Origin of the sequence: Pseudomonas sp. Pse35 (assembly GCF_024519715.1) — a bacterium.
GTDB lineage: Bacteria > Pseudomonadota > Gammaproteobacteria > Pseudomonadales > Pseudomonadaceae > Aquipseudomonas > Aquipseudomonas paracarnis.
The window spans coordinates 1-18813 of the sequence record NZ_JALJRP010000029.1 but is presented as its reverse complement, the minus strand read 5'-3'; the positions used below and the strand labels follow the sequence as shown (position 1 = coordinate 18813).

Below are 18813 nucleotides of genomic sequence, written 5' to 3'. Positions count from 1 at the left end.
ACGGGCAACAATGCAGGCATAAAAAAACCGCTTCCGGTGAGGGAAGCGGTTTTTCACACCCGCGCTATCAGAACAACTTCAACGGCGGTGCTTGTTCTTTCAACGGCTCGTTCTTCGCAGTCTGCTCGTTCCAGCCACCGCCGAGGGCCTTGTACAGGTTGACCTCGCTGGTGAGCTGCGCCAGGCGGTCGGTGATCAGCGATTGCTGGGCACTGAACAGTTGGCGCTGGGCGTCGAGGAAGGTCAGGTTGCTGTCGACACCAATGCGGTAGCGACGCTCGGCCAGGCGGTAGTAATCCTGGTTAGCCTCGACGAAGCCGCGCTGGGCATCCAGTTGCTGCTTGTAGGTCGCACGCGCGGCCAGGCCGTCGGAGACTTCCTGGAAGCCGGTCTGGATGGCCTTCTCGTAGTTGGCCACGTTGATCTCTTTCTGGATCTTCGAGTAGTCCAGGCTTGCGCGCAGGCTACCGGCGTTGAAGATCGGGATGTTGATCTGCGGGGCAAACGCCCAGGTCCCCGAACCGCCTTTGAACAGGCCACCCAGGGTAGGGCTGGCAGTACCGGCGCTGGCGGTCAGGCTGATGCTCGGGAAGAACGCCGCACGGGCCGCGCCGATGTTGGCGTTGGCGGCCTTGAGGTTGTACTCGGCTTGCACGATGTCTGGGCGACGTTGCAGCAGGTCCGAGGGCAACCCGGCAGGCACTTCGCTGAGCAGGTCATCGGACAGCGGCTTGCTGGCGATATTCGCCGGCAGGCCGGTGCCCAGCAGCAGGGTCAGGCTGTTTTCGTCCTGGGCCACCTGGCGGGTGTAACGCGCCAGTTGCACACGGGCGTTTTCCACCGAGGTGCGTGCCTGGCTGAGGTCGAGGGCCGAGGCCACGCCGACTTCATTGCTGCGCGAGGTGAGCTTGTAGCTTTGCTCGAACGCGGCCAGGGTGTCCTGGGTCAGCTTGAGCAGCTCCTTGTCGGCCTGCCAGGTCAGGTAGGCATTGGCCACGCTGGCCACCAGGCTGATTTGGGTGCTGCGGCGCGCTTCTTCAGTGGCGAAGTACTTTTGCAGCGCTTCTTCACTGAGGCTGCGCACGCGGCCGAACAGGTCCAGCTCATACGAACTGATGCCAAGGCCCGCCGAGTACTGGCTGGCGATGGTCGATTCGCCGGTCTGCGACAGCTTGGCCGGGGTGCGCGAACGGCTGCCGTTACCGGTGGCCGATACCGCCGGGAACAGGTCGGCACGCTGGATCTGGTATTGCGCTGCATAGGCGTCGATGTTCAGCGCCGCGACACGTAGGTCACGGTTGTTCACCAACGCGGTCTGGATCAATTGCTGCAGGGCAGGGTCATGGAAAAACTGCTTCCAGCCTTGCTCGGCAGCGGCCTGGCTCGGCGCCTGGGCCGACGAATACGCCGGCCCCTGCGGGAACTGCGCGGCCACCGGCGCTTCGGGACGCTGATAGTCAGGTATCAGCGAGCAGCCACTGAGCACGAATGCGGTGACGGCTAGGGAAAGTAGCGACTTGCTCATTGGCCAGCCTCTTTAGGAGTTTCAGTAGTGTCTTTCTTTTTGCGTTCGCCAGCGGCGGACACGGTTGCGTAGAACAGTGGCACCCAGAAGATCGCCAGCACAGTGGCCGTGATCATACCGCCGATAACGCCGGTACCGATTGCGTGCTGGCTGCCTGAACCGGCGCCGGTGGAGATTGCCAGCGGCAATACGCCGAGCATGAACGCCAACGAGGTCATGATGATCGGGCGCAGACGCATGCGGGATGCTTCGATAGCCGCCTCGACGATGCCTTTGCCTTGCTCATGCAGTTCCTTGGCGAATTCCACGATGAGGATGGCGTTTTTCGCCGCCAGGCCCACCGTCACCAACAGGCCCACCTGGAAGAACACGTCGTTGGACAAGCCGCGCATGCTGGTGGCGATCAGTGCACCGATCACACCCAGAGGTACAACCAGAATCACCGCGATCGGGATCGACCAGCTTTCGTACAGTGCCGCCAGGCACAAGAACACGACCAGCAGCGACAGTGCGTACAGTGCTGGCGCCTGGGAACCGGAAAGGCGTTCTTCGTACGACAGGCCTGTCCAGGCGTAACCGACACCGGCCGGCAGTTCTTTGGCGATGCGTTCGACTTCGGCCATCGCATCACCGGTACTGTAGCCCGGTGCCGGGGTACCGAGGATTTCCATCGCCGCTACACCGTTGTATCGCGAAAGCTTGGGCGAACCGTAGATCCACTTGCCCGACGAGATGGCCGACAGCGGCACCATTTTCCCGTCGTTGCTGCGCACGTACCATTTGTCCAGGTCTTCGGGCGACATCCGGCTGGCGGCGTCGCCTTGTACATACACCTTCTTCACGCGACCACGGTCGATGAAGTCGTTGATGTAGCTACCACCCAAGGCAATGGCCAGGGTCTGCTGGATATCCGCCAGGCTGATGCCTTGGGCACTGGCTTTCTCGTCGTCAACGGTCAGCTCGTACTGCGGCTCGTCGTTCACGCCGTTAGGACGCACGCCGGCCAGCACCTTGCTTTGTGCCGCCGCACCCAGGAACTGGTTACGTGCAGCCATCAGCTTGTCGTGGCCGACGCCACCCTGGTCTTGCAGGAACACGTCGAAACCCGTGGCGTTACCCAACTCCAGCACCGAAGGCGGCACGATGGCGAAAACCATGGCGTCCTTGAAGGCCCCGAAGAAGTAACCCTGGGCACGCTTGGCCACTTCGAACACCGACTGGCTCGAATCACGCTCATCCCACGGCTTGAGCATCACGAACGCAAGCCCGGAGCTCTGGCCACGACCGGCGAAGTTGAAGCCGTTCACGGTAAACACCGACTTCACCGCCTTGCCTTCGCCTGGCTCGCCTTCCTTGTCGTTCAGCAGGAAGGCGCGCATGTCGTCGACGACTTTCTGCGTGCGCTCAGCCGAAGCACCGACCGGTGTCTGCACCTGGGCGAAGATCACACCCTGGTCTTCCTCAGGCAGGAACGCGCTTGGAATACGGGTGAACATCCAGATCATGCCGGCCAGGATCAGCGCATACACCAGGAATGCCGGGATCTTGTGCTTGATCATGCCGCCCACGCCGCGCTCGTACTTGAGTACGCCACGGTCGAAGGTGCGGTTGAACCAGCCGAAGAAGCCGCGCTTGGGCTGGCCGTGTTTTTCCGGATCAATCGGCTTGAGCATGGTGGCGCACAAAGCCGGGGTGAAGATCAGGGCAACCAGCACCGACAACGCCATCGCCGAAACGATGGTGATGGAGAACTGCCGGTAGATCACACCGGTGGAACCACCGAAGAACGCCATCGGCAGCAGTACCGCCGACAGTACCAGGGCAATACCCACCAGGGCACCCTGGATCTGGCCCATGGACTTGATCGTTGCTTCCTTGGGCGACAGGTGCTCCTCGGCCATTACCCGTTCGACGTTTTCCACCACGACGATGGCATCGTCCACCAGCAAGCCGATGGCCAGGATCATGCCGAACATGGTCAAGGTGTTGATGGTGAAGCCGCACGCCGCCAGGATCCCGAAGGTACCCAGCAATACCACCGGTACGGTCATGGTAGTGATGATGGTGGCACGGAAGTTCTGCAGGAACAGGAACATCACCAGGAACACCAGCACGATCGCTTCGACCAGGGTGTGAACCACACCGGAGATCGATTCGGTCACGACCGGGGTGGTGTCATACGGCACCACCGCCTTCATGCCAGGCGGGAAGAACGGCTCCAGGGACTTGACCGTTTCGCGGATGGCCTTGCCAGTGTCCAGTGCGTTGGCACCGGCCGCCAGCTTGATCGCCATACCCGAAGCCGGCTTGCCGTTGAACTGTGCACTGATGCTGTAGTTCTGGCCGCCCAGTTCGATGCGCGCGACGTCACCCAGGCGAACCTGGGAGCCGTCGGTGTTCACCTTCATCAGGATCTTGGCGAATTCCTCGGTGCTTTGCAGGCGCGTCTTGCCGATGATCGTAGCGTTCAGTTGGGTACCGGGCAGGGCAGGCAGGCCGCCCAGTTGGCCGGTGGCCACCTGCACGTTCTGGGCCTTGATGGCATTGCTGACGTCCACTGGCGTGAGCTGGTAATTGTTCAGTTTGGCCGGGTCGAGCCAGATACGCATGGCGTACTGCGAACCGAACACCTGGAAGTCACCCACCCCCGCGGTACGGGAGATCGGGTCCTGGATGTTGGACACGATGTAGTTGGAGAGGTCGTCCTTGGTCATGCTGCCGTCTTCCGACACCAGACCGATCACCATCAGGAAGTTCTTCACCGACTTGGTCACGCGGATACCCTGTTGCTGCACTTCTTGCGGCAGCAGTGGGGTGGCCAGGTTGAGCTTGTTCTGTACCTGGACCTGAGCGATATCCGGGTTGGTACCCTGGTTGAACGTCACGGTGATGGTCATGCTGCCGTCGGAGTTACTGTCCGAGGAGACATAACGCAGGTTGTCGATACCGTTGAGCTGTTGCTCGATGACCTGCACCACGGTGTCCTGCACGGTTTGTGCGGACGCGCCTGGGTAGGTCACCTGGATATCAATGGCCGTTGGCGCAATGGCCGGGTATTGGTTGATGGGCAACTTCAGGATCGAGAGTGCCCCGACCAGCATGATCACCAGGGCAATTACCCAGGCGAAAATGGGACGGTCGATAAAAAATTTCGACATGGATTACTCCCCTTGACCAGCAGCGGCAGCAGGCGCTGCGGCAGTACCGGCGGGGTTAGCGTTGGAGGCTTCCGTGACCTTCACCTCGGCGCCTGGCTTGACGTACTGCAAGCCTTCGGTGATGACGCGATCACCGGCATTGAGGCCTTTTTCCACCAGCCAGTAGGCACCGGCGGTACGGTTGGCAACCAGTTCGCGTTGCTCGACCTTGTTGTCCTTGTTCACGATCAGCGCTGTCGGAATGCCACGCAGGTCACGGGTCACGCCTTGTTGCGGAGCCAGGATGGCCTTGCTGTTCACACCGGCCAGCAACTGGGCGTGTACGAACATGCCCGGCAGCAGCACGTGGTCAGGGTTGGGGAACACGGCGCGCAGGGTCACGGAACCGGTGGTCTGGTCGACCGACACTTCGGAGAACTCCAGCTTGCCGTCCTGGGCGTAGGCCGTGCCGTCTTCCAGGGTCAGCTTGACCTTGGCAGCGTTTTCGCCGGCTTTTTCCAGTTGGCCACTCGCCAGATCGCGACGCAGCTTGAGCATTTCAGCCGAAGATTGCGTGACGTCGACGTAGATCGGGTCCAGTTGCTGGATCACCGCCATGGCGTCGGCCTGGCCATTGCTGACCAGTGCGCCTTCGGTGACCGAAGAACGGCCAATACGCCCGGAGATCGGCGCGTACACCTTGGTATAGCGCACGTTGATCTGGGCGGTTTGAACGTTTGCCTCGGCAGTCATGCGGTTGGCAACGGCGGTGTCGTATTCCTGACGGCTGACGGCTTGTTCATCGACCAATTGCTTGTAGCGATCGGTGATGGATTTGGTCTGGGTCAGGCTCGCTTGTGCGCTTTTGAGCGTGGCTTCATACACCGACGGGTCGATCTGGTAGAGCTGTTGCCCTTCCTTCACGTCGGCGCCTTCCTTGAACAGGCGCTTGAGAATGATGCCGTTGACTTGCGGCCGGACTTCCGCAATGCGAAAGGCCGTGGTGCGGCCTGGCAGCTCGGTGGTCAGGGTATAGGCTTGCGGTTGAATGGTGACCACGCCGACCTGAGGGGTTTGAGCGGGCGGTGCCGCTTCTTCCTTTTTACATCCGCTGAGCAGCGATGCCAGGGCGACGGCAGTGACCAGAGCGGTAACAGCTGGCTTAAGTTGCATGAAGATCCTCGGGTCAGGCGCGCAGAGTGCGCACAAGAAGTGTGGAAGGGTAAAAAACAAGCCGTGAGTGGATAAGTAGCTTGCTACGCAATATACTTACGTTCATGGTTGTTTGTAAACTCTTGACAGGCTTCGCGCAATGTTGACAAAGCACCGCCGCAAGCCTCGATTCTAGTACGTTCGGCGCCCATGACGGCGTCGTCCCATAATTATTCAGATGACGGTCAAGTACCGTCCACAGTGTCCCGATTGAGGTTTTACTGCCATGGTTCGTCGCACCAAAGAGGAAGCTCAGGAAACGCGCAGCCAGATTCTCCAAGCCGCCGAGCAAGCCTTTTATGAGCGTGGCGTAGCGCGTACCACCCTGGCGGACATCGCCGCGTTGGCGGGCGTGACGCGTGGGGCTATCTATTGGCATTTCAGCAATAAGTCCGATTTGCTCCAGGCCTTGCTCGATACGCTGCACGAACCCCTGGACGAATTGGCCCGGGCGAGTGAAAGCGAGGATGAAGTCGACCCGCTGGGCTGTATGCGCAAGCTGCTGATTCATCTCTACCATGAAGTGGCCCTGGACCCGAAAACCCGGCGCATCAACGAGATTCTGTTTCATAAGTGCGAGTTCACCGATGAAATGTGTGACATGCGCCGCCAACGCCAGACCCACAGCCTGGAATGCAACCTGCGTATCAGCCTGACGTTGCGTAACGCGGTTCATCGCGGGCAACTGCCTGAAAATCTCGACACCACCCGTGGGGCTGTCTGCATACATGCCTTCATCCACGGTTTGATCGGCCAGTGGCTGCTGGTCCCCGATAGCTTTGAACTGCACCAGGACGCCGAGCGCTGGGCTGATATAGGGCTGGACATGCTGCGCCTGAGCCCCAGCCTGCGCAATTGAAACAAAATGCGTAATTGCAACCCGTTGTGTCAACAGTAAAGCCTAAGGACGGTCAATCGTCCTTCTGGCTGATTTGTGGGGTGACTTTATATACGGCCTGGCGGGCGGTTGATAGGTAGCCGGCTAAGTATTTTGTAGCGATATTGTTGCCGTTCTGTGAAGCGATGTTTCCATGGGGGCTACAGACAGGCACAAATGTGAGAGGGGACTTGCTCCTGACACTGTAGGAGCGAGCTTGCTCGCGAAAAACTTCAACGATAACGCGTGCTTCCTGAGTGAACGCGGCGCCTCTTAGTTTCTCGCGAGCAAGCTCGCTCCTACAGCATTGGGTTTGCGGGTTAGGTTAGATCGGCAGCGTCGGGTAGTCGATGTAACCCACCGGGCCTTTGCCATAGAAAGTTTCAGGGTGCGGCTCGTTCAACGGCGCATCGGCCTTCAGTCGCGCCGGCAGGTCCGGGTTGGCGATAAAAGGAATACCAAAGGCCACTGCATCCGCCTTGCCCGCCGCCAGCCAGGCGTTGGCGCTGTCTTTGGTGAAACGTTCGTTGGCGATGTATACGCCGCCGAAGGCTTTTTTCAGCTGTGGGCCGAGGCTATCCGCACCTTCTTTTTCGCGGGAGCAGATGAAGGCGATGCCGCGCTTGCCCAGTTCGCTGGCGACGTAGGTGAAGGTCTCGGCGAGGTTGTCGTCGCCCATGTCATGCGCGTCAGCACGCGGTGCCAGGTGCACGCCCACGCGGCCGGCGCCCCAGACTTCGATGGCGGCGTCGGTGACTTCCAGCAACAGGCGCGCACGGTTTTCCAGGGAACCACCGTACTGGTCGGTGCGCTGGTTGGTGCTGCTCTGCAGGAACTGGTCAAGCAGGTAGCCGTTGGCGCCGTGGATTTCCACGCCGTCGAAACCGGCGGCCTTGGCGTTCTCGGCGCCGGTGCGATAAGCGTCGACGATGTCGGCGATTTCAGCGGTTTCCAGGGCGCGCGGGGTTGGGTAGCCGGCCAATGGGCGAACTAGGCTGACGTGGCCTTTAGCCTGGACCGCACTCGGAGCCACCGGGGTTTCCCCGTTCAGGTAGGACTCGTGGGAGATGCGGCCAACGTGCCACAACTGCAGGAAGATCTTGCCGCCCGCGCCATGCACGGCCTTGGTGATGTTGGCCCAGCCGCGCACCTGGTCGTTGGACCAGATGCCGGGGGTGTCCGGGTAGCCCACGCCCATCGGTGTCACGGAAGTGGCTTCGCTGAGGATCAGCCCGGCGGAGGCGCGTTGCACGTAGTACTCGGCCATCAGCGCATTGGGCACGCGCCCGGCATCCGCGCGGCAGCGGGTCAGCGGCGCCATGATGATGCGGTTCGACAGTTGCACGTCGCCCAGTGTGATCGGATCGAAAATAGTCGTCATGGAAAAAACACCTTCTCTTTAAGTTGATCAGTGGGTCGCGGGGGCCAGGTCGGCATTGCCGCCCTGACGGAAAGTGATCAGGGTCACCAGCAGCGCGAGAATCGCCAGTGCTGCAGCGGCCAGGGGCACGCTGGTCAGGCCGAAGCCGTGGGCAATCACGCTGCCGCCGACCCAGGCGCCGAGGGCGTTGCCAATGTTGAAGGCACCGATGTTCAGGGTGGATACCAGGTTCGGCGCGGCCTTGCCGAAGGTCACCACGTTGATTTGCAGCGCCGGCACGGCGGCGAACGAGGCGGTGGCCCACAGGAACAGGGTGATTTCAGTCGGTATCACCGCAACGCTGGTCCAGCTCAACACCGTGGAAACCATCGCCATGCTGATGAACACGCCGATCAAGGTGGCCGCCAGGCGCTTGTCCGCCAGTTTGCCGCCGATGATGTTGCCCACGGTGAGCCCCAGGCCGATCAGCAGCAGGGTCCAGGTCACGCCCTTGGGCGACACGCCGGTGACATCGCCCAGCAGCGGCGCGACGTAGGTAAAGAGGGTGAACATAGACGCGGCAAACAGCGCGGTCATGCTCAGCGACAGCCAGATACCGGCACCCTTGAGGGCGGCCAGTTCGGCGCGCATGTCGAGTTTTTCTTCGTCACGCTTGGCGGGCAGGAAGCGAATAAGGCCGATCAAGGCGATTACGCCAATCACGGTCACGGCCCAGAAGGTCGAGCGCCAGCCGGCTTCCTGGCCCAGCGCCGTACCCAGGGGCACGCCCAGCACGTTCGCCAGGGTCAACCCGGTGAACATCAGCGCCACGGCCGACGCACGTTTGTTGGCCGGTACCAGGTTGGCCGCCACCACCGAGCCAATCCCGAAGAAGGCACCGTGGCACAACGCTGTGACCACACGGGCAAACATCAGCACGTTGTAGTCGCTTGCCAGGGCACAGAGCAGATTGCCGATAATGAAAATACCCATCAACGCTACCAGCGCCGCCTTGCGTGGCAGCCTGGCGGTGGCCAGTGCCATGAACGGTGCGCCGATGGCCACGCCCAGGGCGTAGCCGGTGACCAGCCAGCCGGCTCCGGGAATCGACACACCCAGGTCCGCCGCCACATCGGGCAGCAAGCCCATGATGACGAACTCGGTGGTGCCGATGGCGAAGGCGCTCAGGGCCAGTATGAGTAGCGAGAGGGGCATGGACGTGTCCTTGATGATTACGGTGCGCTGAGTTCGGTAATGAGCGCAGCGAGAAAGGCTTGGATCACTTCCTCGTTGCGCTTGAAAAAGTGCCACTGCCCGGCTTTCTGGCTGCTGATCAAACCCGCCCGTTGCAAGGTGGCCAGGTGCGCCGACACGGTCGACTGGGACAAGCCGCAGCGTTGGTCGATCTGCCCGGCGCAGATGCCGTATTCGTGGTTGTGCAATTGCTCGGGGAACTGCACTTTCGGGTCTTTGAGCCAGGTGAGGATGTCTCGTCGTACTGGGTGCGCCAGGGCTTTTATTATTTCGTCGAGGTCGATGGACATGGCAGGGTGCTCGGTGTCGTAAAGCGTTATATCGCGATGAGGCGAACTTTAAATCGTAATATTCCGATATACCAATATGATTTTGATCTGAGGCCAGGCCAAATCGGTATATCGGGTTATAACGATATGCGAGTGGCAGTGGTAGACTGCGTAGCATGAATTATCTCGCACATCTGCACCTGGGCGGCCAACTTCCTGCGCAATTGCTGGGCAGTCTCTATGGCGACTTCGTCAAAGGCCGCCTGCAGGGCCAGTTCAGCCCGCAAATCGAAGCGGCGATCCAGTTGCATCGCTCCATCGACCGCTTTACCGATAGCCATCCGCTGGTGGGCGAGGCGTTGTCGCGCTTCAGTCTGACCCGCAGGCGCTATGCCGGGATCGTCCTCGATGTGTTTTTCGACCATTGCCTGGCGCGGGATTGGGCGCTGTATGCCGACCAGCCTCTGGAGCTATTCACCTCTCGGGTATATCGGGCACTGGCCGCCGAACCCGCACTACCGGGGCGGCTGGCGCAGATTGCGCCGTATATGGCTGCGGATGATTGGTTGGGCTCTTACCGCGAGTTTGCGGTGATGGAGCAGGTATTGCGCGGGATTTCGCGGCGGCTGACACAGCCTGAGGAACTGGGGTATGCGATGCAGGAGTTGCGGGTTTTGTATGAACCCCTGAGTGGCGACTTTCGACTGTTCTACCCAGAGTTGCAGAAATTTGCGCAATCTCAACTGACTATTGAGATCTGAATGTGGGAGCTGGCTTGCCGGCGATAGCGGCCTACCGGTTGAGAATGTTATGGCTGACCCACCGCCATCGCAGGCAAGCCAGCTCCCACATTTGGATTGAGTTCACATTGCTTCAGGCTGCGAATGCAGGCCGAGCGGCCACTTGCTCGGTTTCCGGCACCGGGCCGAACAATGCCTTCTGCACCGCCTGCTGCGCCTGATACGCCAATGCCGCACGTTCCTGCCCGGCGCAGGCAATCGGCTTGAGCACATGAATCTCCACATCGCCGCGGTCATTGGAAAACAAGCGCATCAGGTGCGAGAGCAAATCATCATCGCCAATAAAGGGTGCCAGCGGGTCGACTTGGCCGTCGCGCAGATACCGAATCGCTACCGGCTGCAGTGATACATCCGCATCGATCGCGCTGGCCAGCAAGCGCCCGTGGAACGTGCGCAGGCCGCGCCCGTCGGTGGTGGTGCCCTCGGGGAACATCAGCAAGGGGTGCTGTTGCTCCAGATGACGGGTCATTTGCTTGCGGATCAGTTGGCTGTCACCTGATCCGCGGCGAATAAACAGGCTGCCAGCCTTGGCCGCTAGCCAGCCGGCCACCGGCCAGGTGCGCACCTCGGCCTTGGACAAAAACGACATCGGCGCCACCATGCCCAGCAACGGGATATCCGTCCAGGACACGTGATTGCTCACCCACAGCATCGGCGTTTGCGGCAACTCGCCATGCACCGTTACGCGAAAGGGCAGGGCGTTGGTCAGTCGCGCCATAAAGAAGCGCGACCAACGCTGGCGCCGCACCATTGAGTTAGCCACGCCCAGGCGCTCGAACAAGCCAAACACACTGGCCATGCTCAGCCCCAGCCCCACCACCAACAACACGCGGGCGATGCGCCCGTAGATGCGCAGGCGGTTCATCACATGGCCGCCTTGAAGTGGCGCGCGTAGCGCGGGCACAACTCGTCGCGCTTGAGCAGGATAAACACGTCTGCTACCTGGAAGTCTTCATCCCAGCACGGCTCGCCGCAGATCTTCGCGCCCAGGCGCATGTAGGCCTTGAGCAGCGGCGGCATTTCGGCGATGACGTTGGACGGCAGGTCCAGGGCCGGCAGCGGTTTTTTCGGTTCGGCGCGCAGGTGTTCGTTGCACAGGTAGCGCTCGCGCAAGCGCTGCATGATCGCGTGGGCCTGGATGCCGCCATCGTGCATCGGGATGCTCGCGCAGCCCATCAGGTAGCTGTAGCCGCCCTGGTTGAGCACTTCGGCCAACTCGCCCCACAACACCGCGATGGTGCCGCCATTGCGATAGGCCGGGTCGACGCAGGTGCGGCCAATCTCCAGGATCGGGCCCTGCAAGCGCAGCAGGCCATGCAGGCTGAATTCTTCTTCACTGTAGAACCGGCCCAGGGTGCTGGCGGCCTGGTGGTCGAGCAGACGGGTAGTCGCGACGAGTCGACCGCTGTTCAAATCCCGCACGCCGATATGGCTGCAGTGAACATCATAGTCATCCATGTCCAGACCCAGTTCCGCGCCTTTCAGCTTGGCGTTGAACTCGCCGCTGAACACGTTGAACCGCAGGGCCTGGGCTTCCTGCAATGCCTGTGCGCCTACCAGGCGTTCGGCTTGCAGACGGCGTTCATTGCCTTTGTCGCTGATGCGGGCGATCTGAGTCATAGCGAGTCTCCGGGTGCCGGCCAGGTTGCGGCCAGTCGACTTTGTTGTCCAAAGTCAGGCTATGTAGCCTCGGTGTCAGCTCCATGAAGTTACGGTGACGGTTGGATGACAGCCCCCTTGTCGCAAATCTGTCACTGGCGTGAGCTAGGCTCGCGGGCTTGAATGCCCCCTTGAGTTTGCGTCCATGGTCCGAGGCCTGTTGTGCGTTGCCCTGCTGTTTGTCACCGTGAATGCCCGCGCTGAAATCTGGCCTGATAAGGAGTGGGCCGTGGGCACATCTCTCGCCGGCCCCGCTGTCGATGCCCTGGACGCCTACGCTTTCCCACCCCGCGACGATGCCACCCGCAACGGTATTCGCACCGACGCGTTGCTGGTCATTCGTGACGGCGAAATCATTTATGAACGCTACGCCGCGCCCACCACTGCCAGCACGCCGCACCTGACCTGGTCTGTCAGCAAAAGCCTGATGGCTACCGTGCTGGGCGTGGCCTATGGGCAAGGCCGCTTCAAACTCAACGACCCCGCCGCACGTTTCTTCCCGCCGATGAAGCAGCACCCCAAGGTGAGCATGGCTGACCTGCTGCACTGGGCCTCAGGGTTGGATTGGCAGGAAGACTACGAGTACGCCCCGTTGAAATCTTCGGTGGTGGCGATGCTCTACACCCGTGGCCACACCGACATGGCGCAATTCGCGGCGGATACCGAGGCCGCCGCCGCCCCTGGCCAGGCTTTCCGTTATTCCAGTGGCGACAGCACTATCCTGTCCGCTGCGCTCAAGGGCATGCTCGGCCACAAGGCCTACATGACCTACCCGTGGGACGCGCTGTTCCAGCCCCTGGGCATTCGCGACGCAACCTGGGAAACCGATGCCGATGAGACGTTTGTCGCGTCGTCCTATGCCTACCTCACGGCCCGGGATCTGGCACGAGTAGGGTTACTTATGGCCCGGGATGGGCGCTGGGGCGTGCGGCAACTGCTGCCCAAGGACTGGGTCGCCTTCAACCGCCGGCCCTTCGACCGCTACAAAGCCGGCCAGGATGAAGCTGTGCCGGGCGGCCATTGGTGGCTCAATACCGGCGCCCCCCAACCCTGGCCCGACGCACCGGCCACTACCTTCGCCGCGCTGGGGCACTGGGGCCAGGCGCTGTTTGTGCTGCCCGACGAACACCTGGTGATCGTGCGTTACGGCGATGATCGGGATGGCAGTTACCGGCATAACGAACTGCTCAAACGCGTGCTGGCGGCGGTGCGCTCATGATCCGTCGTCATCCGTTCATCAGCGTTTTACTGGTGTTGCTTTTCGCATTGTTCGGCTGGGTTTGGCACGAGCGCGTCAACCTGCAAGCCTTCCCCGACATCATCGCGGCGTACACCGCCAAGGAGTACTGCTCGTGCCGGTACGTGGCCAACAACCCGGCGCAGTATTGCCTGGGGTATGTGAAGCAGTACGTGCCCATCAGTGCGTTCACTGACTCGCCGGAACGCAGTGAAGTCACGGCGAGTGGGTTGGGGCGTACCCATACAGCGCGGTGGTTGGGCGACCGTCAAGGCTGCCGCCTCAACCCCTGACACACCCAAATTCTCCTGTGGGAGCTGGCTTGCCTGCGATAGCGCCAGGTCAGCCAACATCACTGGTGCCTGTGCCGCCGCCATCGCAGGCAAGCCAGCTCCCACATTTAGATTATCTGCGTGGGTTCTCGGAAAAAGAACCGGCCCTGAGGTTCCACAGGGTGGAACCACCTTTGATTGTCCTCACGCGCACATCGCGCTTAGCTGTCGATGTGTCGCCAACAAGAACGGGACCACCCGCCTGTGAGGAGAATCACCATGCGCCCGCACCAGCACATCCTGGATTGGCTCAGCGACGTTGCCAGCGACTTGCACGCTGTGCGTCACGATATCCACGCCCACCCCGAACTCGGCTTTGAAGAGAACCGCACCTCAGCGCTGGTCGCACAGTCACTCAAGGAGTGGGGTTACGAGGTGCACACCGGCATCGGCAGGACCGGTGTGGTCGGTGTGTTGCGCAATGGCAACAGCTCGCGCACGTTGGGGATTCGCGCCGACATGGACGCCTTGCCCATCATCGAAAACACCGGCGCGGCCTACACCAGCCAACATGCCGGCTGCATGCACGCCTGCGGCCATGACGGCCACACCACCATGTTGCTCGGTGCCGCGCGTTACTTGGCGGCGACGCAGCAATTCGACGGTACTTTGAACCTGATTTTCCAACCCGCCGAAGAAGGCCAGGGCGGCGCCGAGGCGATGCTTGCAGATGGGTTGCTGGAGCGCTTCCCCTGCGACGGGTTGTTCGGCATGCACAATATGCCAGGCTTGCCGGCTGGGCATCTGGGCTTGAGAGTGGGGCCGATGATGGCCTCCCAGGACCTGCTCACCGTGACGCTCGAAGGCGTAGGTGGCCATGGCTCCATGCCGCACCTTACCGTCGATCCGCTGGTGGCTGCCGCCAGTATGGTCATGGCCTTGCAAACGGTGGTAGCACGCAATATCGACACCCAGGAAGCTGCCGTGGTCACGGTCGGCGCCCTTCAAGCAGGGCAAGCCGCCAATGTGATTCCCCAGCAAGCCCTGTTGCGCCTGAGCTTGCGCGCACTCAACCCCACGGTGCGCGAACAGATGCTGGAACGGGTCAACGCGATCATCCACACCCAGGCCGCCAGCTTCGGCTGCACCGTGCACATCGAACACCGGCCGGCCTACCCGGTGCTGGTCAACCACGCCGAAGAAACCGAATTCGCCCGCCAGGTCGGTGTGGCCTTGCTCGGTGCCGACGCTGTGGATGGCAACACCCGCACGCTGATGGGCAGCGAAGACTTCGCCTGGATGCTGCAACGCTGCCCCGGCAGTTACCTGTTTATCGGCAACGGCGTGTCGCGACCGATGGTGCACAACCCCGCCTATGACTTCAACGACGACATCCTGCTGACCGGCGCAGCCTACTGGGGCGCGCTGGCCGAGAGCTGGCTCAAGCCTGCCTGACGACCTCATCTTTTTCTGCCGCTGGACCCTTTCCCTGTATCGGTTGAATGGAGTGTTCCTCATGCAGACTTCAAAGCCTGGCGTTTCCCGCACCCGCCAAGTGGTGGCGGCCGTGATCGGCAACGCGCTGGAATGGTATGACTTTATCGTCTACGGCTTTCTCGCCAGTATCATCGCCCGGCAGTTCTTCCCCTCGGAAGACGAATACGCGTCGCTGCTGATGGCCCTGGCCACCTTTGGCGTGGGCTTTTTCATGCGTCCGGTGGGCGGCATCCTGTTGGGTATTTATGCCGACCGCAAAGGCCGCAAAGCCGCGATGCAGTTGATTATCCGGCTGATGACCGTGTCCATCGCGCTGATCGCCTTCGCGCCGAACTACGCCGCGATCGGCATGGGTGCACCGTTGCTGATTGTGGTGGCGCGGATGCTTCAGGGGTTTGCCACCGGCGGTGAATATGCCAGCGCCACGGCATTTCTGGTGGAGAGCGCACCTGCCCATCGCAAGGGCTTGTATGGCTCCTGGCAATTGGTAGGGCAATGCCTGGCGGTGTTCGGCGGGGCGGCGATGGTGGCGTTGGTCACGCATTTCTTTTCGCCCGAAACCCTCGACCTGTGGGGCTGGCGCCTGCCGTTTGTGCTGGGCTTGTTGATCGGCCCGGTGGGGTTGTGGATTCGTCGGCACATGGAAGACCCGGAAGAGTTCATCCAGGCGCGTAAAAACGCCACCGGCCCGGCGCCGAGCCTCATGCAAGTGCTGCGTGACCATCGGCGCAGCATCCTGGTGTCCATGGGCCTGGCCTGCGGGGCGACGGTGTCGTTCTACGTGGTGCTGGTGAACATGCCGACCTTCGCCCACAAGAACCTCGGCCTGCCGCTGGACCAGGTGCTGATGGTGCAGATGTTTGCGGTGGCGCTGATGACCGTGGTGATCCCCTTGTCCGGCCTGCTCTCGGATCGGTTGGGACGGCGACCGGTGTTGATGGCCTTCACCCTGGCGTTCTTCGTGATGGTCTACCCGTTGTATGTGTGGGTGGCCGCCGCGCCGTCTATCGAGCGTCTGCTGGTGATGCAGGTGATGTTGTGCACGGCGATTGGCGGGTTCTTCGGGCCAGCGCCGACGGCATTGGCCGAGCAGTTCCCTATCGAGGTGCGCTCGACCGGTGTGTCGGTGGCCTATAACGTGGCGGTGATGGTGTTCGGTGGTTTCGCGCCGTTGATCGTGACCTGGCTGAGCAAGGTGCTGGGCACGCCAGTGGCGCCCTCGTTTTATGTATTGTTTGCGTGCGTGCTGACGCTGCTGGGCACTTACTGCATGCGCGAGGCGCCCCGGGCGAGCAAGCCGCTGCCGTTTTCCAGAGAGGTGAAGCCTTGAGTATTGTTGATTGGGATGCCACTGAGCTGTCGCGGGCCATTCATGGGCGGCAGGTGTCGTGCGAAGAGGTGATGCAGGCGTACCTGGCGCAGATCCAGCGCTTTAACCCCGGCGTGAATGCGCTGGTGTCACTGCGCGGCAGCGAGGCCGTGCTGGCCGAGGCGAGGGCCTGTGATCGTGAGTTGGACCAGGGCCATTCCCGTGGCTGGATGCATGGCATGCCCCAGGCCATCAAGGACCTGGCGGCCACCCAGGGTTTGCGCACCACCCTGGGCTCACCGCTGTTCGCCGAGCATGTACCGAACGAAGACGCCATCAGCGTGGCGCGGGTGCGGGCCAGTGGCGCGATCATCATCGGCAAGACCAACGTGCCGGAGTTCGGCCTGGGCTCTCACACCTACAACACGCTGTTTGGCACCACCGGCAATGCCTATGACCCACGCCTGGCGGCCGGCGGTAGCAGTGGCGGAGCGGCGGTGGCCCTGGCGCTACGCATGCTGCCGGTGGCCGACGGCAGCGACATGATGGGCTCGCTGCGCAACCCGGCGGCGTTCAACAACGTGTTCGGCTTGCGCCCCTCCCAGGGGCGGGTGCCTCACGGGCCGATGCCGGAGTTGTTCGTGCAGCAACTGGGCACCGAAGGCCCGATGGGGCGCAGCGTAACGGATGTGGCGCGGTTGCTGAGCATTCAGTCCGGTTACGATCCCCGGGCACCGTTGTCATCCAGGGACGATCCCGCTGTGCTGGGCCAGCCGTTGCAACGCGACTTCAACGGCGCACGCCTCGGTTGGCTGGGGGACTACAACGGTTATCTGCCGATGGATGATGGCGTGATGAGTCTGTGCGAAGCGGCGCTGGATGATTTCGCCAGGTTGGGCTGTGAAGTGCACAGCTGCCAACCGGACTTTTCCATGGCGCGCCTGTGGCGCTGCTGGTTGGTACACCGCCATTGGCTGGTGCACGGCAACCTCGGCGCGGCCTACGCCAACCCGCAAAAACGCGCGCTGCTCAAGCCCGAAGCGCAATGGGAAGTGGAGGGCGGCCAGGGCTTGAGTGCCCAGCAGGTTTACCAGGCGTCGGTGGACCGCAGTGAGTGGTACCGCGCTTTGGGCAAGCTGTTCGAACGTTACGATTTCCTGCTGTTGCCCACCGCCCAGGTGTTCCCTTTCGATGCACAACAGCCTTGGCCACGCCTCGTTGGCGGGCGCGAAATGGACACTTATCACCGCTGGATGGAGGTGGTGATCGGCCCGACCCTCGCCGGTTTGCCGAGCATGAGCATCCCGGTGGGCTTCAACCCCCAGGGCTTGCCCATGGGCCTGCAAATCATTGGCCCGGCCCAGGCCGACAGGGCCGTACTGCAATTGGCCTATGCCCATGAACAACTGACCCAATGGGTACAACGCCGGCCACCGGCGTGCCTTGCAACGACCCGTTGAGCGCTGACCGGGCCTGTATCTTGCTGTGAAAAAAGATCATCCACCAGCAACAGGGAGATCGAATATGGAGACAGGCACCGTACGCTCGGTTGAGCGCGCTCTGGCAATCGTCGAGTTGCTGGGCGAGCACCAGGCCCTGGGGCTGGAAGAACTGCACTACCTCACGCAGCTGCCCAAGGCCACGGTGTCGCGCATGTTGCTGACCTTGCAGGAACAGGGGTGGGTCTACCGCGGCCTGAGCGATCGGCGTTACCGCCTGCGTGCCCGGCGCTTGTTTGGCGATACCCAGCAACGCTTCAAGCGCCAGGTGGTGGAGAGCGCCGCCCCTTGGTTGCTGGAGCTCAGCGAGCGCACTGGGCTGGTGGTGGACTTGTCGTGCTTCGATGGCGAGCGCCTGGAGGTCATGGAAAGCGCGATCCCCAGCGTGTTGCGCAAGCTGTACCCGAACAACTGCCAGATCGTCGGCCAGTACGCCAGCCTGTTCCACTCGGCGATGGGCAAGGCTTGCCTGACGCAATTGCCGGCTGACGAAGTACAGCGCCTGGCAGGCCGCAATCATGTGGCGGCAGACGAGCACTATCGCGCATGCGAGCAAACCCAGCACCAGGGCTTCGGACAGCGTACCGAGGGCTATTGGGAATACCCGGTGCGTTTGCCGTTCCTGATCCGGGCGGTGGCCTTGCCGGTGCGCGCCAATGGCCGATTGGTGGGGAGCATGGCGCTGCATTGGCCGATGCATCAGGCGCCGGTGGAGCGGGTGTTGAATTTGCACATGGGCAGCCTTGAAGAAACGATCTGCGAAGTGCAGCGAACGCTGGTTTGAAAACACAGCAAAAACCCTGCGGCAGCTGGCTTTTGTGGCGAGGGAGCTTGCTCCCGCTGGGGTGCGTAGCGCCCCCAAAAAGCCGGCTCCAGCTGCGCTGTCGAACGGGAGCAAGCTCCCTC

The 18813-nt window shown here is 61.8% G+C and carries 16 protein-coding genes; 8 read left to right on the top strand and 8 right to left on the bottom strand.

Translation table 11 applies throughout. From position 1 onward, the window contains the following. Nucleotides 1–67: 67 nt before the first annotated feature. From adeC to OC445_RS21020, 3 genes are read right to left on the bottom strand one after another with little or no spacing between them, the layout of a single operon-like run. The gene (gene adeC / locus OC445_RS21030; protein WP_003189337.1) at nt 68–1525 is read right to left on the bottom strand and encodes an AdeC/AdeK/OprM family multidrug efflux complex outer membrane factor; all 1458 of its coding nucleotides are present in this window, start codon (nt 1523–1525) and stop codon (nt 68–70) included. Further along, complete coding sequence (locus tag OC445_RS21025; RefSeq protein WP_034125973.1) at nt 1522–4683, bottom strand: efflux RND transporter permease subunit; 3162 nt, start codon at nt 4681–4683, stop codon at nt 1522–1524. The genes adeC and OC445_RS21025 overlap by 4 nt, the downstream gene beginning before the upstream one ends. A gap of 3 nt (nt 4684–4686) precedes the next feature. After that, nucleotides 4687–5835, bottom strand: a complete 1149-nt coding sequence (locus OC445_RS21020) for an efflux RND transporter periplasmic adaptor subunit (RefSeq protein ID WP_262020329.1) — start codon at nt 5833–5835, stop codon at nt 4687–4689. A gap of 265 nt (nt 5836–6100) precedes the next feature. On the opposite strand from OC445_RS21020, the gene OC445_RS21015 reads away from it, so the two are divergent. Then, nucleotides 6101–6733, top strand: a complete 633-nt coding sequence (locus OC445_RS21015) for a TetR family transcriptional regulator (protein WP_034125975.1) — start codon at nt 6101–6103, stop codon at nt 6731–6733. A 343-nt stretch (nt 6734–7076) separates the two neighbouring features. On the opposite strand, the gene OC445_RS21010 is transcribed toward OC445_RS21015, so the two are convergent. Genes OC445_RS21010 through OC445_RS21000 form a run of 3 tightly spaced genes read right to left on the bottom strand, consistent with a single transcriptional unit; the run spans nt 7077 to nt 9655 of the window. Next, on the bottom strand, nt 7077–8132 hold the full coding sequence (locus OC445_RS21010; protein ID WP_054899007.1) for an alkene reductase: 1056 nt from the start codon (nt 8130–8132) through the stop codon (nt 7077–7079). A 27-nt stretch (nt 8133–8159) separates the two neighbouring features. After that, nucleotides 8160–9326, bottom strand: a complete 1167-nt coding sequence (locus tag OC445_RS21005; protein ID WP_054899008.1) for an MFS transporter — start codon at nt 9324–9326, stop codon at nt 8160–8162. A 17-nt stretch (nt 9327–9343) separates the two neighbouring features. After that, nucleotides 9344–9655, bottom strand: coding sequence for an ArsR/SmtB family transcription factor (locus tag OC445_RS21000; protein ID WP_054899009.1), 312 nt, complete (start codon nt 9653–9655; stop codon nt 9344–9346). Nucleotides 9656–9810: 155 nt separating this feature from the next. Here OC445_RS21000 and OC445_RS20995 point away from each other — a divergent pair, with 155 nt between their 5' ends. After that, a complete protein-coding gene (locus OC445_RS20995; RefSeq protein WP_054899010.1) occupies nt 9811–10395 on the top strand; it encodes an ACP phosphodiesterase in 585 nt (194 codons plus the stop codon). Between the two features lie 112 nt (nt 10396–10507). On the opposite strand, the gene OC445_RS20990 is transcribed toward OC445_RS20995, so the two are convergent. Together OC445_RS20990 and olsB are read right to left on the bottom strand one after the other, a co-directional pair. Further along, entirely contained in the window at nt 10508–11299 is a 792-nt protein-coding gene (locus tag OC445_RS20990; RefSeq protein WP_032893104.1) for a lysophospholipid acyltransferase family protein, read from the bottom strand. Beyond that, the gene (olsB, locus tag OC445_RS20985; RefSeq protein WP_054899011.1) at nt 11299–12054 is read right to left on the bottom strand and encodes an L-ornithine N(alpha)-acyltransferase; all 756 of its coding nucleotides are present in this window, start codon (nt 12052–12054) and stop codon (nt 11299–11301) included. Before olsB ends, OC445_RS20990 begins: the two co-directional genes overlap by 1 nt. Nucleotides 12055–12238: 184 nt before the next feature. Here olsB and OC445_RS20980 point away from each other — a divergent pair, with 184 nt between their 5' ends. From OC445_RS20980 to OC445_RS20955, 6 genes are all read left to right on the top strand, one after another. After that, a complete protein-coding gene (locus OC445_RS20980; protein WP_054899012.1) occupies nt 12239–13312 on the top strand; it encodes a serine hydrolase domain-containing protein in 1074 nt (357 codons plus the stop codon). Next, nucleotides 13309–13623, top strand: coding sequence for an amidase (locus OC445_RS20975; protein WP_072446854.1), 315 nt, complete (start codon nt 13309–13311; stop codon nt 13621–13623). Before OC445_RS20980 ends, OC445_RS20975 begins: the two co-directional genes overlap by 4 nt. A 258-nt stretch (nt 13624–13881) precedes the next feature. Beyond that, the gene (locus OC445_RS20970) at nt 13882–15057 is read left to right on the top strand and encodes a M20 aminoacylase family protein (RefSeq protein WP_262020328.1); all 1176 of its coding nucleotides are present in this window, start codon (nt 13882–13884) and stop codon (nt 15055–15057) included. 61 nt (nt 15058–15118) lie between these two features. Next, nucleotides 15119–16429 (top strand): citrate-proton symporter, encoded by a 1311-nt coding sequence (locus OC445_RS20965; protein WP_105226076.1) that lies wholly within the window; start codon nt 15119–15121, stop codon nt 16427–16429. Next, nucleotides 16426–17868: an amidase gene (locus OC445_RS20960; RefSeq protein WP_262020327.1), complete on the top strand. Its 1443-nt coding sequence runs from the start codon at nt 16426–16428 to the stop codon at nt 17866–17868. Before OC445_RS20965 ends, OC445_RS20960 begins: the two co-directional genes overlap by 4 nt. Before the next feature lie 64 nt (nt 17869–17932). Beyond that, entirely contained in the window at nt 17933–18691 is a 759-nt protein-coding gene (locus tag OC445_RS20955; protein WP_054899019.1) for a helix-turn-helix domain-containing protein, read from the top strand. Nucleotides 18692–18813 lie beyond the last annotated feature (122 nt).